This is a genomic window from Ralstonia sp. PBBBR1 (genome assembly GCF_002256165.1).
GTDB classification, from domain to species: Bacteria; Pseudomonadota; Gammaproteobacteria; order Burkholderiales; family Burkholderiaceae; genus Ralstonia; species Ralstonia thomasii.
On record NZ_NKIL01000004.1, the window covers coordinates 70,794 to 86,680 of the forward strand.

The 15,887-nt window shown below is 64.2% G+C and carries 11 protein-coding genes; 3 read left to right on the forward strand and 8 right to left on the reverse strand.

Annotation, left to right across the window (positions count from 1 at the left end; translation table 11 throughout):
- Nucleotides 1–3: 3 nt before the first annotated feature.
- From CFE42_RS06435 to CFE42_RS06465, 7 genes are all read right to left on the reverse strand, one after another.
- Complete coding sequence (locus CFE42_RS06435) at nt 4–1,722, reverse strand: DUF2334 domain-containing protein (protein ID WP_004631523.1); 1,719 nt, start codon at nt 1,720–1,722, stop codon at nt 4–6.
- Nucleotides 1,723–1,745: 23 nt separating this feature from the next.
- Nucleotides 1,746–2,198, reverse strand: coding sequence for a hypothetical protein (locus tag CFE42_RS06440; RefSeq protein ID WP_004631522.1), 453 nt, complete (start codon nt 2,196–2,198; stop codon nt 1,746–1,748).
- Nucleotides 2,199–2,207: 9 nt separating this feature from the next.
- Nucleotides 2,208–3,467 carry a UDP-N-acetylglucosamine 2-epimerase (non-hydrolyzing) gene (gene wecB / locus CFE42_RS06445; protein WP_004631521.1) on the reverse strand — a complete coding sequence of 420 codons (1,260 nt, stop codon included), beginning with the start codon at nt 3,465–3,467 and terminating at the stop codon, nt 2,208–2,210.
- A gap of 260 nt (nt 3,468–3,727) precedes the next feature.
- Complete coding sequence (locus CFE42_RS06450) at nt 3,728–5,461, reverse strand: bacteriophage N4 adsorption protein A (protein WP_004631520.1); 1,734 nt, start codon at nt 5,459–5,461, stop codon at nt 3,728–3,730.
- Complete coding sequence (locus tag CFE42_RS06455) at nt 5,458–7,569, reverse strand: glycosyl transferase family protein (protein ID WP_004631519.1); 2,112 nt, start codon at nt 7,567–7,569, stop codon at nt 5,458–5,460. Before CFE42_RS06455 ends, CFE42_RS06450 begins: the two co-directional genes overlap by 4 nt.
- 740 nt (nt 7,570–8,309) lie before the next feature.
- Nucleotides 8,310–10,148, reverse strand: coding sequence for a methyl-accepting chemotaxis protein (locus CFE42_RS06460; RefSeq protein WP_037044292.1), 1,839 nt, complete (start codon nt 10,146–10,148; stop codon nt 8,310–8,312).
- Nucleotides 10,149–10,237: 89 nt separating this feature from the next.
- Complete coding sequence (locus tag CFE42_RS06465; protein WP_004631517.1) at nt 10,238–10,951, reverse strand: glycine zipper 2TM domain-containing protein; 714 nt, start codon at nt 10,949–10,951, stop codon at nt 10,238–10,240.
- A gap of 270 nt (nt 10,952–11,221) precedes the next feature.
- Between CFE42_RS06465 and CFE42_RS06470 the strand changes: the two genes are divergently transcribed.
- Nucleotides 11,222–12,154 (forward strand): 2-hydroxyacid dehydrogenase, encoded by a 933-nt coding sequence (locus CFE42_RS06470; protein ID WP_004631516.1) that lies wholly within the window; start codon nt 11,222–11,224, stop codon nt 12,152–12,154.
- 23 nt (nt 12,155–12,177) lie between these two features.
- On the opposite strand, the gene CFE42_RS06475 is transcribed toward CFE42_RS06470, so the two are convergent.
- Nucleotides 12,178–13,434 carry a branched-chain amino acid ABC transporter substrate-binding protein gene (locus CFE42_RS06475; RefSeq protein WP_004631515.1) on the reverse strand — a complete coding sequence of 419 codons (1,257 nt, stop codon included), beginning with the start codon at nt 13,432–13,434 and terminating at the stop codon, nt 12,178–12,180.
- Between the two features lie 229 nt (nt 13,435–13,663).
- Between CFE42_RS06475 and CFE42_RS06480 the strand changes: the two genes are divergently transcribed.
- On the forward strand, nt 13,664–14,329 hold the full coding sequence (locus CFE42_RS06480) for a TetR/AcrR family transcriptional regulator (RefSeq protein ID WP_004631514.1): 666 nt from the start codon (nt 13,664–13,666) through the stop codon (nt 14,327–14,329).
- 41 nt (nt 14,330–14,370) lie between these two features.
- Nucleotides 14,371–15,816, forward strand: coding sequence for an MFS transporter (locus CFE42_RS06485; protein ID WP_004631513.1), 1,446 nt, complete (start codon nt 14,371–14,373; stop codon nt 15,814–15,816).
- Nucleotides 15,817–15,887: the final 71 nt, after the last annotated feature.

Below are 15,887 nucleotides of genomic sequence, written 5' to 3' on the forward strand. Positions count from 1 at the left end.
CGCCTACTGCGCCGTGCTGGCATCCACCCAGGTAAAGCCCAGCGCGGTGATGCCGTTGATGATGGTTTGGAAATCCGCATAGCCCGGCGTGCCGATCTCCGGCTCAAGCCAGAACGGGTGGAAGAAGAACGAGGCAAAGCCGTCTCGCACCACCTGCGCATACGTCGCATTGGTCAGAATGTCCTGTGCGGTGTAGGTCAGGCACGACGACGGATCGATATTGCAGATGTTGTACTCCACGTTGCCCAGGTTTTCCGGAATGATGCGCTGGTTGTAGTAGTCCTTCTGAATGATGTACGGGAAGAACTGGCCAACCGAGAAATCATGACCCGGCGTCGAGGCATTCAGCGTCTGCGGATTGTCGGAGGTGTAGTACACCACGCGCTGATACGTGGTCTTGAAGTACTGGGGTACCGCCTTGATGGCTAGCGGAGACGACTGATAGTGCGGCGCCTCCCAGGCGAACGGCGCGTAGCCGTTGAGCTGGAACTCCAGCAGCCCCGACGACAATCGCCCTGCTGCCCATTGCGTTGAATCTTCGTTCACGGGCCGGTTCTGCGTGGCGAACCAGAACTCGAAGTCGTTCGCGCTGACGGCGTTGATGAGGTTCGGGATGTTGCTGTACTGGTGCGTGTAGCCGTGCATCAGGATCTTCCCCCCCCGCGCCAGTGCGTGGTTCAGTGCCGACTTGAGCCCCGTTGCATTGACGAGATGGATCGTCTGCGCAACGCCGCCGTTGTAGACACCGTTCGGGTCCTTGTACAGCGGGATGGTGGCAAGCGAGAACGGAATCTTGTTGCTGTACAGATAATCCGTGAGGGTATTGATGGACGTCACCGTGTTGGTGGCATTGATGTCTTCCAGACGCACGAGCGCACGGTGCAGCGTCGGCGCATTGGTGCCCAGGATGTCATGCAGCATGTCGCATATCACCAAGTAGCGGTCGCGCGGTCCGATGTACGAGAACGGCATGTCGGCGAAGTACCAGAAGTTGCCTGAGCGGATCACATACGGAGCCGTCGCCTTGGTCACCGAGTTGGTGATCGTGACCAGGCTCGTCGCCTTGGTGGCATCGGCCACCGCCGTCACGCCAATGTCGGGGTCTGCGGAAATCGCCCCGGTCGTGGCGTTGAAGGCGTAGTACTTCGTCATCGTCTGGTTCTTGTAGGTGACCGTGTCAAAGAAGCCAGGGTTCGGTGCGCTGGCTGACGGTGCCGCGTTCATGCCCGCCAAGTTGGAGAACGAAATGCCGTAGCGCGAGGTAAACGGATACGCCGTATTCCAGGCAAGTTCCCACAGGTTGTACTTGAACCAGACCACGGTCTTCTGCGTGGTCGTCACATCCGACAGGAACGCTGCCGGTATGGGATTGTTGTAGTAACTCCCCATGTAGAAGATAGCGGTGTACTGCTCGGTCATGCCCGCCGTGTAGTTCTGCACGGGCAGCAGCGTGATGGTGGTGTTGAAGTGCGCGAGCAGGTTGTACAGCATGATCGCGTACGACTTGCCGAGGTTGGTGTACTGGTCGTTTGGCGGGGCGTCGTACAGCACGAGCATCGGGGCTGGCGCGGTCTGGGCCGATGCAGATCCACCAATGGTCACGCAGATGGGCCCAAGCCCAATTGTGCAGGTGGCGGCCTGCACTGGCGCTGTCAGCGAGACCCCGAGCATGCTGCCCGCAAAGACGAGCGCGCACAGAAACTTTCGTAGCAATGTCTTCATGATGACTCTCCGACTCATGGCAATCATGGGCGATAGACCGAGCCGTCCGCTTGGCGGTAGAGCCCGAGGTTGAAATTGGGGCCACGGTCGTGGCCACGTTCAGTGCCTGTCGTTTCGTTTTCCGGCATGCCGGGGCGGACTTCGGTCACGACGGCCGGGCGCGGCGGTGGGATGACCTGTCCGTTCTCGTCCATGACGCCGTAGCCGTAGGCGCGCGCGCCTCCGGTCACGGGCCTGGGCGTTGCTGCTGCCACAACGGTGGGCTGCATGGGTTGCGCAGCCATGGCCGTCGCCTTCGAAGACGCGGGCGGTGGGGCCTTCTTGTTCGTGCCGGCGCCGGGGGTGCCCTGGTCTGTCGCGCCGGTCACAATGGCAGGCACACCACCATCACCGCCCCCCGGTGGCGCGACGATCAACCAACCGGCGACAAGTGCGGAGGCAACCAACACGCCGCCCCCGATTTGCTTCGCTTTCATCAAAGCCTCCTAACCGTTCAGGCGGTGCTGTGTTGACGACCCTTGCGCGGTGGCACGCGCCGCTTCCAGATCGATGATTTCGGCCTCGGTGGCCGGTTTGCGAATGAGTTGCGGGCCGCGCGCTGCCTGCTTCGGCTGCGTGGTGAAGGCGTTCTTCAGCGCATCGACAATGCGCCGGCAGGCCTGGCCGTCGCCATAGGGGTTGTGCGCCTGTGCCATGCGTTCGTATTCGGCGGCGTTGTTAAGCAGCGTTTCTGCCTCGTCGACGATGCGTTGCGTATCGGTGCCGACCAGCCGGGCGGTGCCCGATGCCACAGCCTCCGGTCGCTCGGTCGTGTCGCGCGTTACCAATACCGGTTTGCCAAGAGCGGGCGCCTCTTCCTGAATGCCACCGGAATCGGTGACGATCAGGTAGGCGCGGTCCATCAGGTAGACGAACGGCAGGTAGTCCTGCGGCGCAATCAGATGAACGTTGCCGTGGCCGGAAAGGATGGCGCTGACCGGCTGCTGCACGTTCGGGTTCAGGTGCACCGGATACACAACCTGCACATCCGGATGCCGCGCCGCCAGCAGGCGCAGCGCCACGCAGAAGTTCTCGAACGGCTCGCCGAAGTTCTCGCGGCGATGGCCTGTCACCAGGATCATCCGACGCCCAGCCGCCAGGAACGGATAGCGCGCCGCCAACTGCGCTGACAGCGCGGCATCGCTGTCCAGCCGTTGCTTCACGGCCAGCAACGCATCGATGACGGTGTTGCCGGTCAGCGTGACCTGCTCGGGGTCGATGCCCTCGTCCAGCAGGTTCTGGCGTGATTCGGCCGTAGGCGCGAAGTGCCAGGTGGTCACGGAATCGGTCACGCGCCGGTTCAACTCTTCCGGCCATGGCGACCAGATGTTGCCGGTACGCAAACCCGCCTCCACATGCCCGACCGGAATGCGCCGGTAGAACGCTGCGAGGCTCGCCGCCAGCGTGGTCGTCGTATCGCCGTGGACCAGCACGGCATCGGGCTTGTAGGCGTCTAGCACGCCGTCGATGCCGCTCAATACGTTGGATGTGATATCGGACAGCGTCTGCCCGGGCCGCATCAGGTTGAGGTCAAACTCCGGCACGATGCCGAAGAGCTCCAGCACTTGATCCAGCATCTGCCGGTGCTGCGCGCTCACGCACACTGCCGACGCAAAGCCTGCCTCGGCCTGCAATGCCTGCACCAGCGGCGCCATCTTGATGGCCTCTGGGCGCGTGCCGAACACGGTCAAGATCTTCCCCATCATCACTGCACTCCCCTGTCGTCTGCTCCGGCGCGCCTGCAAAGCACGACGGGCGCGAAGACGCGCGTGTCGCTTCTGACGCCGGGCAGACCTCGCTACTGAGCGAAGGCCGTGCCATGCGTCCTGCTTTGACCCACCATGGCGCTGCGACGCCATCCTGTGGACGCCGCTGCCAAGTCTCTTTGTTACCCGTTTCCCTCGGCGGTCAAAAACGTTTCATCTGCGACACCTCTGACTGGGGTCTGCTTGAATCCGGGGTTGCCCTAGAACCAAAGAATGGCTCGCGCGACCACCCCCTTTGCTCGATCCGCGTGCGTCAACGGCAAGCGGTATTGCACGGTCAAGTCCAGCCAACTGGCCGGCGCCGCGTAGTGCGACTCGCGAAACCAATAGCGGAAGTTGATGCCTGGGCCGACACCCAGCGCAAGCTGGTGGTCGATCGCCTTGTTGTCGTGATCGCCCGCCAGCACGATGTGCGGGTAGACCGTGAGCCGATCGCTGACGGAGTTCAGTAGCCACGTGTGTCCGTAGCGCATTTCCGTGCTGATGATCATCCGGCCCTGGTTGAGGAAATAGGCACCCTCGCCATACACCTGCCAGGTCTGCCAGCGCGGCTTGGTGACCTGCAGGTCGAGCCCCTGGTCGGTCGAGAACCCGATGCGCAGCAGCGTGTCGTTGGTGGTCAGTTGCCCAATGCGGAAAAGGCGCTCGGCGGTGAACACCAGGTTGATGTCCTTGATCGGCTTGTAGCGCGCGCCCACCGAGCCCTGCGCGGTCGGGAGGCCTGTGTGGCCATTGCGGTCGTACACGTTGTCATAGCCGCGCGCAAAGACCTGGAAGATGCTGCCGTCCCGATACCCGATGCCGGGCGGCTGCCAGTACACCTCCGCGCCCGCTTGGCCCACGCTCACGGTGTTGGGCAAACCGAACGCCGAAGTTTGATATGCGCCCGAGACGACCATGCCGAAGTTACGCTGCATCTGCTCGACTTCGCGCCGGTAGCCGAAGCGGCGGTCGGGTGGAAGGCGGTCGTCGCCATTGCTGCCGCTGTCGCCCTTGGCATCGGCATCGGCATGGTCAAGGCTTTGCCGGAAGAGCTTGATGGCGGTCGGGTTGTCGCCCAGGCGCTTGGCCGCGTAGGCGGCATCGGCGTAGTGCGTCCAGCTGCCTTGGCCCGAGGCAAAGCCGCGCTGGAAGGCTGCCAGCGCGGCACGATCGTCACGCGCGCGCAGGTGACTGTAGGCATCGTTCAACTCACGCTGGCCGATCACGCGCGGGTCATTGGCGGACATGGTTTCGCCCTGCGCTTCAGGTGCCATCGCCTGGGCAAGCAGCGCCTTGGCGTAGCGCTGGCGCGCCGGGTCCGTCGCGTGTTCGGCTGCCAGCGTGGCGGCCTGAGACGCACCATCGCGGTCGCCCAATTGCAGGCGAGATTGCGCGAGACGCAGTTGCACGTCGGCGTCGGGTTCGTCCTTCATGCCGCTCAGCGCATCGAGGGCGGCTTGCGGGTGCTTGGCCGAATATGCGCTGTCCGACCAGGCCAGATGCAGATTGCGCTGCTCCTGCGGCGTCCAGTCGGTGCCTTGCACAGCGTGTGCAAAGTCCTGTTCGGCCACGGCGGGATCGTTCGCTTTCTGCGCAAGGAACCCGTGCTGTGCAAAGACACGGGGCTCGTCGGGATACTTCCGCAGCAGCGCATCAGCCTGCGCGCGCGCCGCATCCAACTGGCCCTTGCGCGTCAGCACATCCAGCAGCAGCAGGTTCAGTTGCAGGCTGTCTGGCTGCGCGGCCAACGCCGCACGCGTGGCGGCTTCCGCATCGTCGAGCTTGTTGGCGTCGATGGCGCGATAGGCGCGGTCGGCGCGAAAATAGGCGTCGGGCTGCAACGGCGCGGGCGGCTCCGCCAGGGATACGCCATGACAGAGCGCCCACACTGCCGCGGCAATCGGCCAGCGCAAACGGCGCACGGTTAGACGGATGGCTCTCTCGTGTGTCATGCCACACCTCCCGCAACAGATGGGTTGGGCCGCGGCTCTGATCCGGGGGGCAGATCCGGCGGCACAGGAATCGGGGGGATGGTGGAAGCCTCGGATGCGGGTGCCGTGCCGGCTGCAATGCCTGGGCCGGCGCCCGTCATGGATTCGACGGCCAACATGGCCGAATGCGCCGACGGTCCGAATACGACCGTGGCACGGCGGTTAGGGTCGGCCATCTGCGCCAGCTCGGCCGACATCTCGTGGTCGCACGCCATGAAGCAGGCGACCTTGCGGCCCGCAGCGCGGGCCAGCTCTTCCAGCACTTCGCCCTCGGGCAACTCCGACACGGCGATGTTGAGCGACCCGTCTTCGCCAATCGAGAACGGCACCACGTGATGCCGCACGGCCAGGTCTCGCGGCAGGCAATCGGCCAGCGCTCCGAGCACGACGTTGGTCAGGCTCACGCGCGGCAGGTCGACCTGCTCGGCCAGCGCATCGGCCAGCGTGTCGGGCGTGACCAGCCCCTGCTCGACCAGCACTTGCCCAAGCCGGTGCCCGCTCTGGCGCTGGATGGCGAGTGCTGCATCCAATTGCTCCTGCGTGAGCACTTCCCACTTGACGAGCGTCTCGCCAAGCTTGCAGCGCGTACGGCCCAGCGCGTCGTTCGACAGATAGGTGTGCTGCGTCTTGTCCCAGGCGATGGGCTTGCCTGTCAGGCAGTAGATCAGGAAGATCTTCCACGCCCGGCACACCGAGAAGAAGTTGATGAAGTTGTTCACCACCAGCCTGGGCAGGCACAACACGCCCTGCAACGGGCCGTTGAGCCGACCGACAAAGTACACGCGCTGCGCCAGCCGGTTAAAGAGCAGCGCCGCGTTGATGGCCAGCAGGTCCTGCATCCAGATGCTGCCGACCACGAACGTGCCATCGGGGATCGTGATCACGCCTTTGAACATCAGCGCGCCCAGCGCCAGATAGTTCAGCGACAGCACATAGGCCAGGATGGAGAACAGCGCCGTAAGCACGCCTTTTCGATCCCGGAAGAACATGTAGCGGGTAACGAGGTTGCCATTCCACCCCATCTGCAACCAGCCCTGGAACGCGATACCGAGCACCCAGCGCGCGCGCTGCCGATACGCCGTGCGGAAGGTGCTCGGAAAGTACTCCCGCGTGGCCAGCAGTTGCGGGCGGGTTCCCTGGCGCCGCCCAAAGCGCCAGCGTGTGCGCGTCTTGCCCTCGGCATCCTCGGTTGGTTCTGCGTTCTCGCAGATCGGGAAATGCACGAATGCTTCGCGCATGCCCAGTTCGCGCAGGCGAAAACTGAAGTCATAGTCTTCCGTGAGCGTGCTGGTGTTGAAAGGCGAATCGCCGCGCACCTTCATCACGGCTTCGATGGCACGGCGGCTGTAACAGAGCGCGACGCCAGCACCGGGCACCGTGCCGGTCAGCGCCTGGCGCGCCACCAGGTCTTTCTGGTGCGTCTCGGAAAAATCATCCATGTAAGTGCCGGCCACCCACTCATACCACTTGCGCTCAAGCGAGAGCACCGGAAGTTGCACCAGATCCTGATCAAGGATGAAGTAGTTGAAGTACTTCAGCTCCAGCGGGTGGATCACGTCTTCACAGTCGTGCATGATCACGCCCGCAAAGCGGATACCGTGCCCAGCCTCGTGCCGGATGATGGTCTGGATGATGGTGTTCAGGCAGTCGGCCTTGCACGTCGGGCCATCGTGCGTGACCGCCGCGCGCACCACACGGCCGGGGTAGCGGCGCACCATGCGTTCGACTTCGGTGGTGGTTTCCGCATCGTTGCGGTACGCGCCGGCAAAGATAATGAAGCGCGTGTACTCCATCGTCGCCAGGGTGTTCTCAACCATCTTGGCGATGACGTCGTACTCCTTCCAGGCCGGCACCATGATGGCGAGCCATTGCTCTTCGCGCTCGCGCAACGATTGCGCCGAAATCGTGACCGGCGTGCGGCCACGCTGCGGCCAGAGCCACAGCTCCCGCACCCAGTAGAAGGCGTCCAGGAAGAAGTCGTCGGCGGTGCTGATGAAGATGACGAGCGTGGTCGCTACCGTCAAGGTGTTGAGCAACGCCAAGTAAAGCTCCCATGGCAAATCGCTCACGGCTGCTCCCCTGCCCCGGCCTTGCGGGCGCGTTGCGAGTGTCCGGCGTACCCCCCGCCTTGCGCAGTGGCGCTCATGCTTCCCCCAAGGTCTTTTCGACGTGCGACGCAACCGCTTTGCGCCATGGCATCCGACCTAATCTCCCACCGCCGATCGGGTTGACGCGTCGCCCTCTGGCCTGCTTCTCGTGAAGGGGAACGCGAGGACCATACCAACGCCCGCCAAAGCGCACAGTTATGCGGTGCAGCACATCACATGCGCCTTCAGACACGTGCCGGATAGCCCGGGTTGTTGCATGCGTGAACGCAGGAAACGGGCGGTGGCGGTGGCGGGATCAACGCCACGGCATACAACGCCATCTGATATGGGGGGGACATTCGTCCGGCAGCCAACAAGGCCTCCCTACAAACGACGGAGGCGCTGCCCGATCAAATGCAGGCGGTTTGGCTTAGGCGAGCGGGGAGCACCCCTGACCGGCGTGGGCGCGTGTTACCGCATGAACTAATGCGCGCAACTGGGCGCAGGTTGCAAAGTCTTATGCGCAAAGGCTCTGCCCGATGAATCGCGCGGCAAAACGCGACCGACCTCGCGGTCCGGCGTTGCGTTGGCGACGCCGCAACGCAAATCGTCGGCCGGATCAACAACCTCGGCCCAAGCAGTTCTGCAAATCGGTTGCAGCGCTGAAACACAAAGCCGCGCTCAGGGCGCGGCTTGTCGGGATGGACGTGTCGGCGGGTGCGTCAGAACTGTTCCCAGTCGTCGGCATCGTGCGAGACCGCGGCCAAGGCAAGCTTGCCGGGCTTGGGTTCAACTGCCACGGCAGGCGCTGTCTTCACGTCCTGAGCGGGCACAACAGCCGGTTTGACTGGCGCGGCCAAGCGCTTGCGTGCCGCACGCGCCGTCGCAACGGCAGGTTTGCGTGCCACCGGTTTGGCGACCGGGCCGGGGTTGCTGGACACGGCCGATGCAGCCGAACCAGTATGCGCCGCCTTTGGAGCTACGGGCGCCTGCACAGGTTCAACGTGTACACCCGCCGCCGGCAAGCGGAATGACGCGACCGCCTCGCGCAGCACACCGGCCTGCTCTTCCAGCGATTGGGCCGCAGCCGCAGCCTCTTCCACCAGCGCGGCGTTCTGCTGGGTCACTTCGTCCATTTGCGTGACGGCCTGGTTGACTTGCTCGATACCCGCGCTCTGTTCGTCCGATGCGGAGCTGATCTCGCCCATGATGTCCGTCACGCGCTTGACGGCCACCACCACTTCGTCGATCACCGCGCCGGCTTCGGTCACCAGCGTCGAGCCGTTCTCAACACGGCCTACCGAATCGCTGATCAATTCCTTGATTTCCTTCGCTGCCGTGGCGGAGCGTTGCGCCAGACTGCGCACCTCACCCGCCACCACCGCAAACCCCCGGCCCTGCTCGCCTGCGCGCGCAGCTTCCACTGCGGCATTCAACGCAAGGATGTTCGTCTGGAACGCAATGCCTTCGATCACGCCGATGATGTCGGCGATCTTCTTGCTGCTGTCGTTGATGCCCGACATCGTCTCGATCACGCGGCCCACCACTTCACCGCCCTTCACGGCGATGTCCGACGCGTTGCCGGCAAGCTGGCTGGCCTGACGTGCGTTGTCGGCGTTCTGGCGCACGATGCTCGTCAGCTCTTCCATGCTCGACGCAGTTTCTTCCAGTGACGAAGCCTGTTCCTCCGTACGCTGCGACAGGTCCATGTTGCCGGCCGCAATCTGCTTGGTGGCGCTGGCGATGGATTCGCTGCCACCGCGCATCGTCACGATGGTGCGGATCAGGCCGTGCTGCATGTCGATGAGACCTTGCGTGAGCGCGCCCATTTCGTCCTTGCTGCCGACAGTGATGCGCTCGGTCAGGTTGCCGTTCGAGATCGCGCTGAAGTGGCCCAGCATCTTTGACAACGGCACCGAAATTGCCCGGTGCAGGCCAAATGCGCACCCCAGCGCCGCCGCAATGCCCACCCCGATGGCGCCGATGATCAGCATCAGGAACGCGTGCGATCGAGCCGCTGCGCTTTCGTAGGCTGCCTTGGCCTGTTCGACCTGGCTGCGATCCAGCGCATCGGCTGCCGCAGACAGCGCCACGGACAGCGGCGGAATCACGTTCATCACCACCTTGTCGACGGTCGCGGCATCGCGGGCACGCAATGCGGTCATCAGCGGCTCGATGCCGTCACGGAAGAATGCGTTGCGCTTGGTCTCCATGTCGGCGGCCAGACGGCTTTCGTCCGCGTTCATGGGCAGGGTCTTGTATTGCTTCCAGGCGTCGTCAGACTTCGTGCGGTAGCCGTTGGCCTTATCCAGGATGGCCGGCACGTCGGCGGCATCCGGATGGAAGACCGCGCGATCGAGCGTCGTACGCACGATCGCCGCATTCAGCTGCGCCTTGCCGACCAGCGAGGTCGAAGCGAGCTGATTGGTGTAGATCTCGTTGATGTTCGCGTCGGACGCGCGCATTCCGATCACGCCAATGGTGCCGGTAATGGCGAGCAGCAAGGCCAGCAGCGTCAGCGCTGCATTGAGACGGAAACGGATGGAAAGTCGATTGAGCATGGGAATCACCGCGGGGTTATTGCCTCCGCTATATCGGTCGGCCCGCGCCGTTTCTGAAGCCGGCGCGGGCGCTCCCATGCAGGAAGTGGCTAGTACGGCACTGCCATGTTGTTTTCGATGCGGGCGCGATCCCCCACGCGCAGGCCGTTGGGGTTGTTCTGGGTGAGCGTGACACGCGAGTTGTCGTTCAGCCGCATGGTCACGCGGTAGGTCTGGCCGACCACCGTGTTGCCTTCCACGGCGTTGCCCGCCATGGCACCCGCCACCGCGCCGCCGATGGTGGCCACGGTATTGCCGCGCCCGCCGCCAACCTGGTGGCCAAGCAAGCCGCCCACCACGCCGCCGAGCACGGCACCCACGCCGCTCGACTGGCCGCGCACGGGCACCGCTTCGACGTATTCGACAACGCCGTAGCGGTTATCCGCTGGCGCTTGATAAGACGGGTCGCCGTTGTTCGGATACGGCGAATAGTTCGGTTGCGAATATGTCGGCTGGGGCTGCGAATACGCCGGCGCCGGCTGCTGCGGATACGGCTGCGGCGCATTCGCGTCATAGCTGCCATAGCCGTTGCTGTACGTGTTGTCGTACCCGCTGGCATAGCCGCTGCTGTAGGTGGTCGGGGCGATGCTGTTGCCGTAAGCATTGCTGCCCGCGGCATAGCCTGCCCCATAACCGGCGCCGTAACCGGGGTACGCCGGCGCCGTCACGCAGCCCGTCAGCCCTGCTGCCACGGCGGCCAATGCGGCCACAGCCACCCAACGCGCTGCGCGCCCTGCACGGTCTAACTTGTTCGTTGCTCGCATGATGAATCCCGTCTGGTAAGCGAAGCATCTGGGCCGGACCGGCAGTCTGTTCTGCGGCCCGCGGCCATGCGCCTCCTGCCGCAAAGTCTATGCCGCGGCTCTGCAAACCCGTGCAACCAAACCTGCTCATCGGTAACGGTGTGTAACCGCATGGCGCGCGTGGCTTTCCGCGTGGCGTTGGAGCGCGCGTTATCATCGCCAGGCGCTGCGCGACGCACCTCTTTGCCGGGTCTCGCCCCATTCATGCGGCCCGTCTCCTCTTCCTACCCCATGCAACCGACCCTGCTGCTCCTCATTGCGATGACGCCCGAGAACATGGCGCAGATCGCTGAACATTTCCGCGTCATCCATGCACCCACCCGCGCCGAACGCGACGCCGCCATCGCGCGCGATGGGCGCGATGTCCGCATCGTGCTCACCAATGGCTCGACGGGCCTGACCGGCGCGGAGATCGCCGCGATGCCCAAGCTTGAACTCGCCTGCGCGCTGGGCGCCGGCTACGAGAACATCGATGTGGATGCCGCCCGCGCGCGTGGCGTAAAGGTAGCCAACGGCGCCGGCACCAACGATGCCTGCGTGGCCGACCACGCGTTTGGCTTGCTGCTGGCCACCGTGCGCGGCATTCCCAAGCTGGATCGGTCCACACGCAACGGTATCTGGCGCGACGACATTCCGCTGCAGCCCGGTGTATGCGGCAAGCGCCTGGGCATCGTCGGCCTTGGCACCATCGGCCTGCAGATCGCGCGCCGCGCAGCCGGTTTCGACATGCAGATCGGCTATCACAATCGCAAGCCGCGCGACGGGGTGTCGTACCGCTACTTCGATGCGCTTAAGGACATGGCCGCGTGGGCCGACTTCCTGATCGTTGCCACGCCGGGCGGTGCGCAGACGAAGCATCTGGTCAACCAGACGATCGTGGAAGCGCTGGGCCCGCGCGGCTACGTGGTCAACATTGCGCGCGGCAGCGTGGTGGATACGGCGGCGCTGGAAGCGGCCATCCGTTCAGGAAAGCTGGGCGGCGCGGGGCTGGATGTATATGAGAGCGAGCCCAAGCCGCCGGCCGGGCTGCTGGACCTGGAGCAGGTCGTGCTGACGCCGCACATTGCCGGCTGGTCGCCGGAATCGGTGCAGGCGACGGTGGATCGCTTTCTGGAGAACGCCCGCGGACACCTGGCGGGCACAGGCGTGGTGTCCCCGGTCTAAGCCAGGGACACCTGCACGCTACGTTACGACGCCGGACGCTTCATCTGGCACGACGTCGGCTGGGCCGCCAGGTGCGGTTCCAGCGTGACGTCGGTACGCCAGCCGTAGCCAGTGTTTTCCTGGTCGTACTTGATCTTCTTGCCGTCGGCCTTCACCCAGGTCGTCACGTACAGCGTCTGCTGCGCCTGGTGATCGGTCTTGCGCATCTCGATCGGGCCGTTGAGCCCATCGACCGTCATGCCTTCCATCACCTTGGCCACCTTGGCCGGCTCAGCCGAACCGCTGGTCTTGATGGCCTTGGCCAGGAAGGCGATGCCGGTGTAGACATCGGCGTTGAAGAAATCGTCGTTGTACTTCTTCTTGAAGCCGTCGAGCACAGCGCTCGTCTTCGCGTTGCCGTCGTTCGGCGCGAAGTAGCTGATGACCTTCACGCGGTCGGCGCCTGATGCGCCCATCGCCGTGGGCACACCGGTGGTGCCAGCGTAGTACGTATAGAAGTTGGTGGTGAGGCCCGCATCCTTCGATGCGCGGATCAGCAGTGCCAGATCGCTCCCCCAGTTACCGGTGATGACCGTATCCGCGCCCGAAGCACGAATCTTCGCGACATACGGCGAGAAGTCCTTCACCTGCGCGAGCGGGTGCAGATCCTCACCCACCACCTGGATGTCCGGGCGCTTGCGCTTGAGGTACTCCTTCGCCGCGCGCGCCACCTGGTGGCCGAACGAGTAGTTCTGGTTCAGCAGGTAGACCTTCTTGATGCTCTGGTCCTTGGCGAGATAGCTCGTCAGGGCCTCCATCTTCATGTCGGAGTTGGCGTCCAGGCGGAAGTGCCAGTAGTTGCACTTGCTGTTGGTCATGTCCGGATCGACCGCGGCGTAATTGAGATAGATGATCTCCTTGCCCGGGTTGCGGTCGTTGTACTTGGCGATCGCGTCTTGCAGCGCCATGCCCACGCTGGAACCGTCGCCCTGCGCGACGTAGCGGATGCCCTGGTCGGTGATCTGCTTGAGGATCGTCAGGCTTTCTTGCGGCGACACCTTGTTGTCAAAGCCGACGACTTCAAACTTGGTGCCGTTGCCGCTCCAGTTCTGCTGGTTGGCCAGATCGGCCGCGTATTGCCAGCTGCGCAACTGGTTCTGGCCCAGCGCGCCCATCAGCCCGGACAGCGGATCGATCCACGCGATCTTGACGGTCTCGGCGTGGACGATGCTCGGGCACAATGCGCCCGCGAATGTGCCAACTGCTGCCGCCGCGCACAGCGCGAGTCGGAATGCCTTCATGCAAATGTCTCCTGATGTCTTATCGTTTGACGCCGTGCAGAAGGCATCGTCGAGCATGGTTCTTGTACTAAACCGCAAACCGAGGCTTACGGTAGCTCGATCCTTCCATACACAAACGTATGTGCATGGTAGGAGCGCGTTTGTTGCCGTGTCAACCCGCGCAAACCAGGGGGCCTCAGCACGATTTAAGCGCTGGACAGACCTGTTAGCGGGACTAGAATCCGCCTTCATGCCCAAGCCTTCCCTGCTGCTCGACAAACACGACGACACCGTCGACGTCGGTGCCGATTCCGCCTCCCCTGCCGCGCCGCGTGCACAGCTCACGCCCGACGACTGGGTGCGCGCCGCCACCGATCTGCTCGTCACCAAGAGCATCGATGCAGTGCGCGTGGATGTGCTCGCCAAGCAGTTGGACGTGACGCGTGGCAGCTTCTACTGGCACTTCAAGAACCGCGACGACCTGCTGCACCAGGTGCTGCAGGACTGGAGCGAGCGCACGCGCGTGGGCCCCAAGCTGGAGCGGCAGAACCCGTCGGTGCAGGGGCTCGTCCGCGATCTGCTCGCACTGCCGTTTCGCGGTCGCAGCGCGCGCCGGACGGCCATGATCGAATTCGCCATCCGCGCCTGGGCGCGGCGTGACCCGATGGCGCAAGAAGCCGTTGAAGCTGTCGACGAGCATCGCATGGACTACTACGTCCAGCATTTCCAGGCGATCGGCTTTGCCCGCAAAGACGCCAAGACGCGCGCCTTCATGCTGTACGCCTACCAGCTATCGGAAGCCACGCTCTGGCACCAGGGCAGCAAGCCCGATAAGGACGCGCGCCGCCGCTTCTTTGAAGACACGCTGCTCGCGGGCGCACCGCAAGACGGTTCGGCCGCGCCTTCGCGGGAATAAATCGTGCTGCATCGTGCGCAATCCTCTCCGGGTGCGCCGCGATGCCCGAATCGCCAGCCTTTCACACATCAGACCTGCCCAGCCGGCTCGATCGCCTGCCCTGGAGCCGCTTTCACACGCGCGTGGTCATTGCACTGGGCATTACGTGGTTGCTCGACGGCCTGGAGGTGACGCTGGCCGGCGCGGTGGCGGGCGCGCTCAAGCAAAGCCCTGCCCTGCATCTCACCAACGCGCAGGTTGGCATTGCCAGCAGCGCGTATCTGATCGGGGCAGTGTTCGGCGCGCTGTTGTTCGGCTGGATGACCGATCGGCTCGGCCGCCGCAAGCTGTTCTTCATCACGTTGGGGGTGTACATCCTCGCCACGCTCGCCACGGCGTTTTCGTGGAGCTTTGCCAGCCTGGTCGTATTTCGCGTGCTCACCGGCGCGGGGATCGGCGGCGAATATGCGGCCATCAATTCGACGATCCAGGAGCTGACGCCGGCACGCGTGCGCGGCTGGACGGACCTCGCCATCAACGGCACGTTCTGGGTCGGAGCGGCGTTGGGCGCTGGCGCATCGTTGTGGTTGCTGGACCCCGCGCACATGAGCGTCGATACCGGCTGGCGGCTGTGCTTCTTCATCGGCGCCCTGCTGGGGCTCATCATTCTGGTGATGCGTTTCTGGATTCCGGAAAGCCCGCGCTGGCTCATCACGCGCGGTCGCCACGAAGAAGCGCAGACCATCGTGCAGGACATCGAAAGCGAGATCGCCACGCGTGGCCATCGCTTCGATTCCGCGCCGCTGCCGGCATTGCGCATGCGCAGCCGCGGCCATCCCCGATTGATGGAAGTCGCACGGGTGCTGTTCGTGCAGCACCGGCAACGTGCGTTGGTGGGCCTCGCGCTGATGGCCGCACAGGCGTTTTTCTACAACGCGATCTTCTTCACGTACGCGCTGGTGCTGACGGATTTCTACGATGTGCCCGCGACGAAGGTCGGCACCTACCTGCTGCCGTTCGCGCTGGGCAATTTTCTCGGGCCCCTGCTGCTCGAGCGGATGTTTGACGTGGTGGGCCGGCGCACGATGATTGCCGCCACGTATGCGATCAGCGGTCTGCTGTTGCTCGTGAGTGGCGCACTGTTCAAGGCGGGTGTGCTAGACAGCGCCACGCAGACGATCGCGTGGACCGTCGTGTTCTTCTTTGCATCGGCCGCCGCCAGCTCGGCCTATCTGACGGTGAGCGAAACCTTCCCGCTGGAAGTGCGCGCGCTGGCCATCGCGCTGTTCTATGCCGTGGGCACCGGGCTGGGCGGCGTGGCCGGGCCTGCGCTCTTCGGCTGGCTGATCGATACGCACTCGCGCGGTGCCGTGTTCGGCGGCTATGCGTTCGGCGCGGTGCTGATGCTGCTTGCGGCCGCGGTGCAGGCGTACTGGGGGACGGCCGCTGAGCGCAAACCGCTCGAACACGTGGCTGCGCCGCTGTCGGTGGACGACAGCCCCGCTTGATCTGCGCCAAACCTGCGCGACGCGCGTCGCCAACGGTCGCCTATATACTTCGCGCAGCGCTTTCCTGTGCC

Excerpts from the sequence above, each read along its gene's own strand:
- CFE42_RS06435 (WP_004631523.1), bottom strand. The coding sequence starts at position 1,722 with ATGAAGACATTGCTACGAAAGTTTCTGTGCGCGCTCGTCTTTGCGGGC.
- CFE42_RS06440 (WP_004631522.1), bottom strand. The coding sequence starts at position 2,198 with ATGAAAGCGAAGCAAATCGGGGGCGGCGTGTTGGTTGCCTCCGCACTT.
- wecB (WP_004631521.1), bottom strand. The coding sequence starts at position 3,467 with ATGATGGGGAAGATCTTGACCGTGTTCGGCACGCGCCCAGAGGCCATC.
- CFE42_RS06450 (WP_004631520.1), bottom strand. The coding sequence starts at position 5,461 with ATGACACACGAGAGAGCCATCCGTCTAACCGTGCGCCGTTTGCGCTGG.
- CFE42_RS06460 (WP_037044292.1), bottom strand. The coding sequence starts at position 10,148 with ATGCTCAATCGACTTTCCATCCGTTTCCGTCTCAATGCAGCGCTGACG.
- CFE42_RS06465 (WP_004631517.1), bottom strand. The coding sequence starts at position 10,951 with ATGCGAGCAACGAACAAGTTAGACCGTGCAGGGCGCGCAGCGCGTTGG.
- CFE42_RS06470 (WP_004631516.1), top strand. The coding sequence starts at position 11,222 with ATGCAACCGACCCTGCTGCTCCTCATTGCGATGACGCCCGAGAACATG.
- CFE42_RS06475 (WP_004631515.1), bottom strand. The coding sequence starts at position 13,434 with ATGAAGGCATTCCGACTCGCGCTGTGCGCGGCGGCAGCAGTTGGCACA.
- CFE42_RS06480 (WP_004631514.1), top strand. The coding sequence starts at position 13,664 with ATGCCCAAGCCTTCCCTGCTGCTCGACAAACACGACGACACCGTCGAC.
- CFE42_RS06485 (WP_004631513.1), top strand. The coding sequence starts at position 14,371 with ATGCCCGAATCGCCAGCCTTTCACACATCAGACCTGCCCAGCCGGCTC.